This window comes from Amycolatopsis sp. SID8362, assembly GCF_010550475.1.
Classification (GTDB): Bacteria; Actinomycetota; Actinomycetes; order Mycobacteriales; family Pseudonocardiaceae; genus Amycolatopsis; species Amycolatopsis eburnea.
Map to the genome: position 1 here is coordinate 1 of NZ_JAAGNB010000311.1, position 6,032 is coordinate 6,032.

The window sequence follows — 6,032 nt, forward strand, 5'->3', positions numbered from 1 at the left end:
CAGCCCCCGCCGTATAGGTCGTTATACAGTTGAAGACTCAGACTCCGTTGAGCCCGCGACGGGCCAGCAGCGGCTCGATCTCCGGGTCGCGGCCGCGGAACGCGCGGAAGGCGTCCATCGGGTCGACGCTCCCACCCCGGCCCAGCAGGGTGCGGCGGAAGTGGTCGCCGTTCTCGCGGGTCAGTCCCCCGCTCTCCCGGAACCACTGGACGGTGTCGGCGTCGAGGACTTCGCTCCAGATGTAGGAGTAGTACCCGGCGCTGTAGCCGCCGCTGAAGATGTGCGCGAAGTACGTCGTGCGGTAGCGCGGCGGGATCGCCTCGACGGCCACGCCCGCCTTCACCAGCGCCTCGGCTTCGAAGCGCTGGACCTCCCCCACCCGGTCGTCGACGCCGAGGCCGTGCCAGGCCTGGTCGAGCAGGGACGCCGCGAGGTACTCGGTGGTGGCGAAGCCTTCGCCGTACTGCTGGGCGGCGAGGAGCTTGTCGACCTGCTCCTGCGGCAGCGCCTCGCCCGTCTCGTGGTGCTTGGCGTAGTGGGCCAGCACCTCCGGCCACAGCATCCACATCTCGTTGACCTGGGACGGGTATTCGACGAAGTCGCGCGGCACGTTGGTGCCGGAGAACGTCGGGTAGCGGACCGAGGAGACCAGCGCGTGCAGGGCGTGGCCGAACTCGTGGAACGCCGTCACGACCTCGTCGAAGGTCAGCAGCGTCGGCTCCCCCGCCGGCGGCTTGCCGACGTTGAGGACGTTCACCACGACCGTCTTGCGGTCCAGCAGCTGGGACTGGTCGACGAAGGTGTTCATCCAGGCGCCGCCGCGCTTGGCGTCGCGGGCGTAGAGGTCGAGCAGGTACAGGCCGAGCGGGGTGCCGTCGGCGTCGAAGACCTCGAACGTCCGGACCTCCGGGTGGTACTTCGGGAGGTCGTGCCGCTCGGTGATGGTGAGGCCGTAGAGCTTGCTCGCGGCGAAGAAGACACCGTCGAGGTAGACGCGGTCGGCCTCGAAGTACGGCCGCAGCGCCTCGGTGTCGACGTCGAAGCGCTCGCGGCGGACCTGGGCCGCGTAGAACGGCCAGTCCGACGGCCGCAGCTTCGCGCCCGGTACGTCGGCTTCCAGCAGCTCCTGCAGTTCCGCGGCTTCGGCGCGGGCGTTCGCGACCGCCGCCGGCGCCAGCCGTTCGAGCAGCCCGGCCGCGGCTTCCGCCGTCTTGGCCGTCTCGTCGGCGATGACGTACGCCGCGTGGTTCGGGTAGCCCAGCAGCGCGGCGCGCTCGGCGCGCAGGCGGACGATCTCGGCGACGACCCCGTTGTTGTCGAAGTCGTTGCCGCCGTTGCCACGCGCCATCGACGCGGCGTGGATCCGCGCCCGGACTTCGCGGTCGCGCAGGGTCTCCAGCGGCGACGCCTGGCTCGTCGGCAGGGTCAGCGGGATGACGTACTTGCCGTCCTCGCCGCGGGCGGCCGCGGCTTCGGCCGCGGTGGCGATCGCGCCCTCGCCGAACCCGGCCAGCTCGGCCCGGTCCTCGATGACGACGGCGAGCTCGTTGGTGTCCTTCAAGAGGTTCTGCTGGAACTTCGTCTGCAGGGTGGACAGCTGCCCGTTCAGCTCGCGCAGGCGGGCCTGCTCGGCCTCGCCCAGCCCGGCACCCGCGCGGCTGAAGTCGAGGTGCCGCCGTTCCAGCAGCCGCAACGACTCCTCGTCGAGGCCGAGCTCGCCGCGCTTGGCGTGGAGGGCGTCGATGCGGGCGAACAGCTTCGGGTTCAGGTGGATCGCGTCGTGGTGGGCGGCCAGCTTGGGCGCGAACTCCGCCTGGATGGCCTGGATCTCGTCGGTGCTGTTGGACCCGGACAGGTTGTAGAACACGCTGGCCACGCGGCTCAGCAGTTCGCCGGCGCGCTCGAGCGCCACGATGGTGTTGTCGAACGTCGGCTCGGCGTCCTGGGCCGCGATCTGCTCGATCTCCGCCGCGTGCTCGGCCAGCCCCGCCTCGAACGCGGGCCGGTAGTGCTCGTCGGCGATCCGGTCGAAGGGCGGCAGGGCGTAGGGCAGCTCGCTGGGTGCGGCGAACGGGTTGTCCGGCGAAATCATCGGCGCAGGCTCCTGGTCGGGGTCGAACACTCGGTCTCGCCACCCTACGGGTTCCCCCGCCATCGATGTCAGCGCTTTCCGGAGGTGGCCAAGCTCACCGCCCGGTGCTACCACCGACGACGGCGTCGCTGCTCGGCGCGGCCTTTTTGCCCCGTTTCGGCTTCGGCTCCGGCGGCACGATGCCGCGCAGGTCGCCGCCGTGGTCGTTGACGCGCATGACGAACGGCCGCGTCTCGGTGTACCGCACGACCGAGATGGACGCCGGGTCGACGACGATCCGCTGGAAGGCGTCGAGGTGCTGCCCGAGCGCGTCGGCGAGGATGGACTTGATCACGTCACCGTGACTGCACAGCAGCCACACGGCGTGGTCGCCGTGCTCGGCGGCGATCCGCCGGTCGTGCGCCCGGACGGCGGCCACCGACCGCGCCTGCATCTGCGCGAGTCCCTCGCCGCCGGGGAAGACCGCGGCGGAGGCGTGCGCCTGCACGACCCGCCAGAGCGGTTCTTTCGCCAGGTGCTTGAGTTCCTTGCCGGTCCAGTCGCCGTAGTCCACTTCGGACAACCCGGGCTCGACGGTCTTCTCGAGGCCGCGAGCCGCCGCCAGCGGGCCGACCGTCTGCTTGCACCGCAGCATGGGCGACACGACGAGCCCCGAGAGCGGGACGCCGTCGAGCCGCTCGACGAGCTTCTCCGCCTGCGCGCGGCCGGTGTCGTCGAGGTTCACCTTCGGCGAGCGCCCGGCGAGGATGCCGGAACCGTTGGCCGTCGACTTGCCGTGCCGGAGGAGGATCACCGTACTCACGGGCACCACCCTACGTGGGGACCGATCACGCGGTCCTGACCCCGGGCGTCAGGGTCCCGGCAAAGTCGCGCCGCCGAGCGGGTGACCCGTAGCAGGCCGGCCGCGTGGTCTGCCCGGCGTCGCGGGGATGTCGTGAAAGGGTCGTTCATGTCGTCTGATGAGGTGAACGACCCTTTCATGGCGTTTCGGGCCCAGGGCCCCGGCAAAGTCGCGGCGGTTTGCCCGGCGCCGCCTTCGCCGACGTCTTGAATGAGTCATTCAGGTCTTCGGAGGTCCTGAATGACTCATTCAAGACACCGCAGGGCCACCCGGCGCCGGTCGGTTCGGACCGAGGGCGGTCGGCCCCCGACGACTTTGCCGGGGCCCTGACCCCGGGCGTAGTGAATGACTCATTCATGTCGTCCGACGACATGAATGAGTCATTCACTACATCGAGCCGCGGCTCAGTGGCCGACCGGGCCCGCGTTCGGGTCCAGCGCGCCGGTGAAGATCAGCACGAACAGCAGCACGCCCAGCACCAGGCGGTACACCACGAACGGCACGAAGCTGCGCTTCTTGATGTAGGCCATCAGCCACGCGATCACCACGTACCCGACGCCGAACGCCACCAGCGTCGCCAGGATCGTCGGACCCCACTGGGCAGGCACCTCGCCCGAGCCGATGTCCTTGAGCTTGTACACGCCCGACCCGAACACCGCGGGCAGCGCAAGCAGGAACGAGTACTCCGCCGCCTCCGCGCGGGTGTAGCCCAGCAGGAGCCCCGCGCTCGTCGTGCCGCCCGACCGCGACACGCCGGGGATCAGGGCGAGTGCCTGCGCGAAGCCGAAGCCGAGGCCGTGCGGGACCGTCAGGTGGTCGAGCGTGCGCTCCTGCTTCCCGATCCGGTCGGCGAGCAGCAGGATCAGGCCGAACACGATCAGCACCGACGCGGTGATCCGCAGGTCGCGGAACGCGCTGTCGATCTGGTCCTGCAGCAGCAGCCCCAGCACCACGATCGGCAGCGAGCCGACGATGATCAGCCAGCCCAGGCGGGCGTCCGGGTCGCGGCGCCACTCGGCCTTGTACAGCGAGAAGAACCACGCACGCAGGATCTTCCCGATCTTCGGGCCGAAGTAGAGGATCACCGCCAGCTCGGTCCCGATCTGGGTCACCGCGGTGAACGCCGCGCCCGGGTCGTCCCAGCCGGCCAGTGCCGCGACGATGCGCAGGTGCGCGCTCGACGAGATCGGCAGGAACTCGGTCAGGCCCTGGACCAGGCCCAGCACCAGTGCTTCGAACCAGCCCACGTCACGCCACCCCCGCCAGCTCGAGCGCCTCGACGGCGGTGGCCAGCGCACCGGCCGGCTCCGGGGTGAACGGCGACACCGACAGGGTCGTCACGCCGGCTTCGGCGAATTCGGTCATCTTCTCCGCGATCCGTTCCTTCGGTCCCAGCAGCGACGTCGCGTCGAGGAACTCCAGCGGCACCGCCGCCATCGCCCCGGCCCGGTCGCCGTCCAGGTACAGCTCCTGCACCTCCGCGGCTTCGGCCGCGAAGCCCATCCGGCACGCCAGCCGGTTGTAGAAGTTCTTCTCCCTGCTCCCCATCCCGCCCAGGTACAGGGCCGCATAGGCGCGGACGGCGTCCGCGCACTCCCGCCAGTCGGCCCCGGGAACCAGCGGCACGTTCGGCGCGACGTCGAAGCCCTCCAGCGTGCGCCCGGCCCGCTCGGCACCGGCCCGGATCCGCGCCAGCTGCTCCCCCGCGTGCGACGGCGCGAAGAACACCGGGAGCCAGCCGTCGGCGATCTCGCCGGTCAGCTCCAGGTTCTTCGGGCCGATCGCGGCCAGGTAGAGCGGGAGGTCCTTGCGCGCCGGGCGGACGGTCAGCCGCAGCGCCTTGCCGGGGCCGTCCGGCAGCGGCAGCGTGAAGTGCTCCCCCTCGAACCGGACGCGCTCGCGGCGCAGCGCCGACCGCACGATCGCGGCGTACTCCCGGGTGCGCTCCACCGGCGAGGTGAACCGCACGCCGTGCCAGCCCTCCGACACCTGCGGACCCGACACGCCCAGCCCGAGCCGGAACCGGCCGCCCGAGAGCGTGTCCAGCGTCGCCGCGGTCATCGCGGTCGCCGCCGGCGTCCGGGCCGGGATCTGCAGGACGGCGGCACCGACGTCGATCCGCGAGGTCTTCGCCGCGAGCCACGTGAGCACCGTCACCGCGTCCGAGCCGTAGGCCTCCGCGGCCCAGACCACGGCGTAACCGAGGTCTTCCGCCCGTTTGGCCAGTGCCAGGTTCGCGGGGTCGTTCCCCGCTCCCCAGTAGCCGAGATTGAGTCCGAGTCGCACGGAGCCGAACCCTAACGGGGCCCTCGGCCGCGACACGACTCACCTTGGTCAGGTTCGCCGGGGCCCGCCCACTAGGCTCGGCGGTCGTGGAAAAGCGACTGCTCGGCCGCTCGGGACTGCGCGTCTCGCGGATGGCGCTCGGCACCATGACCTGGGGTGGCGACACCGACGCGGAGGAGGCCGCCAGCCAGCTGGTCGCCTTCGTCGACGCCGGCGGCACCCTGGTGGACACGGCCGACATCTACGGCGAAGGCGAGAGCGAGCGGGTGCTCGGCTCGCTGCTCGGCGACCTCGTCCCCCGGGAAGACGTCGTCCTCGCGACGAAGGCGGTCGCCAAGCGCACCGACGGCCCGTTCGGCGGCGGCGCCTCCCGCGGTGCCCTGCTCGGCGCGCTCGACGGCTCACTGCGGCGCCTCGGCACCGACCACATCGACCTGTGGCAGCTGCACGCCTGGGACAGCTGCGTGCCCCTCGCCGAGACCCTCTCCGCCCTCGAGTACGCCGTGACCAGCGGGAAGGTCCGCTACGTCGGCGTCTCGAACTACGCGGGCTGGCAGCTGGCGACGGCCGCCGCCGGTGCCGCGGCGACCGCCCCGATCGTCTCCACCCAGGTCGAGTACTCGCTGCTCGAACGCGGCGTCGACCGCGAAGTCGTCCCCGCCGCCGAGCACCACGGCATCGGGCTGCTGCCCTGGGCGCCGCTCGGCCGCGGCGTGCTGACCGGCAAGTACCGCACCGGCACGCCCGCCGACTCGCGCGGCGCCAACAGCGCGTACGCCGGCTACGTCGAACACCACCGCACCGACCGCGCCG

The 6,032-nt window shown here is 71.5% G+C and carries 5 protein-coding genes; 1 reads left to right on the forward strand and 4 read right to left on the reverse strand.

From position 1 onward, the window contains the following. Positions 1-37 precede the first annotated feature (37 nt). The 4 genes from G3I65_RS10520 to G3I65_RS10535 form a co-directional block, all read right to left on the reverse strand. Positions 38-2,092 (reverse strand): M3 family metallopeptidase, encoded by a 2,055-nt coding sequence (locus tag G3I65_RS10520; protein ID WP_160695932.1) that lies wholly within the window; start codon positions 2,090-2,092, stop codon positions 38-40. Positions 2,093-2,186: 94 nt separating this feature from the next. After that, the gene (locus tag G3I65_RS10525; RefSeq protein WP_160695929.1) at positions 2,187-2,894 is read right to left on the reverse strand and encodes a histidine phosphatase family protein; all 708 of its coding nucleotides are present in this window, start codon (positions 2,892-2,894) and stop codon (positions 2,187-2,189) included. 443 nt (positions 2,895-3,337) lie between these two features. Then, positions 3,338-4,180, reverse strand: a complete 843-nt coding sequence (locus tag G3I65_RS10530) for an undecaprenyl-diphosphate phosphatase (protein WP_160695930.1) — start codon at positions 4,178-4,180, stop codon at positions 3,338-3,340. A 1-nt stretch (position 4,181) separates the two neighbouring features. Further along, positions 4,182-5,219 carry an LLM class F420-dependent oxidoreductase gene (locus G3I65_RS10535; protein ID WP_160695931.1) on the reverse strand — a complete coding sequence of 346 codons (1,038 nt, stop codon included), beginning with the start codon at positions 5,217-5,219 and terminating at the stop codon, positions 4,182-4,184. An 86-nt stretch (positions 5,220-5,305) separates the two neighbouring features. Between G3I65_RS10535 and G3I65_RS10540 the strand changes: the two genes are divergently transcribed. After that, positions 5,306-6,032: aldo/keto reductase (locus G3I65_RS10540; RefSeq protein ID WP_163046668.1), on the forward strand; the 727-nt coding region annotated here is incomplete at its 3' end.

Coding starts and splice junctions, on each gene's coding strand:
- G3I65_RS10520 (WP_160695932.1), bottom strand. CDS start 2,092: ATGATTTCGCCGGACAACCCGTTCGCCGCACCCAGCGAGCTGCCCTAC.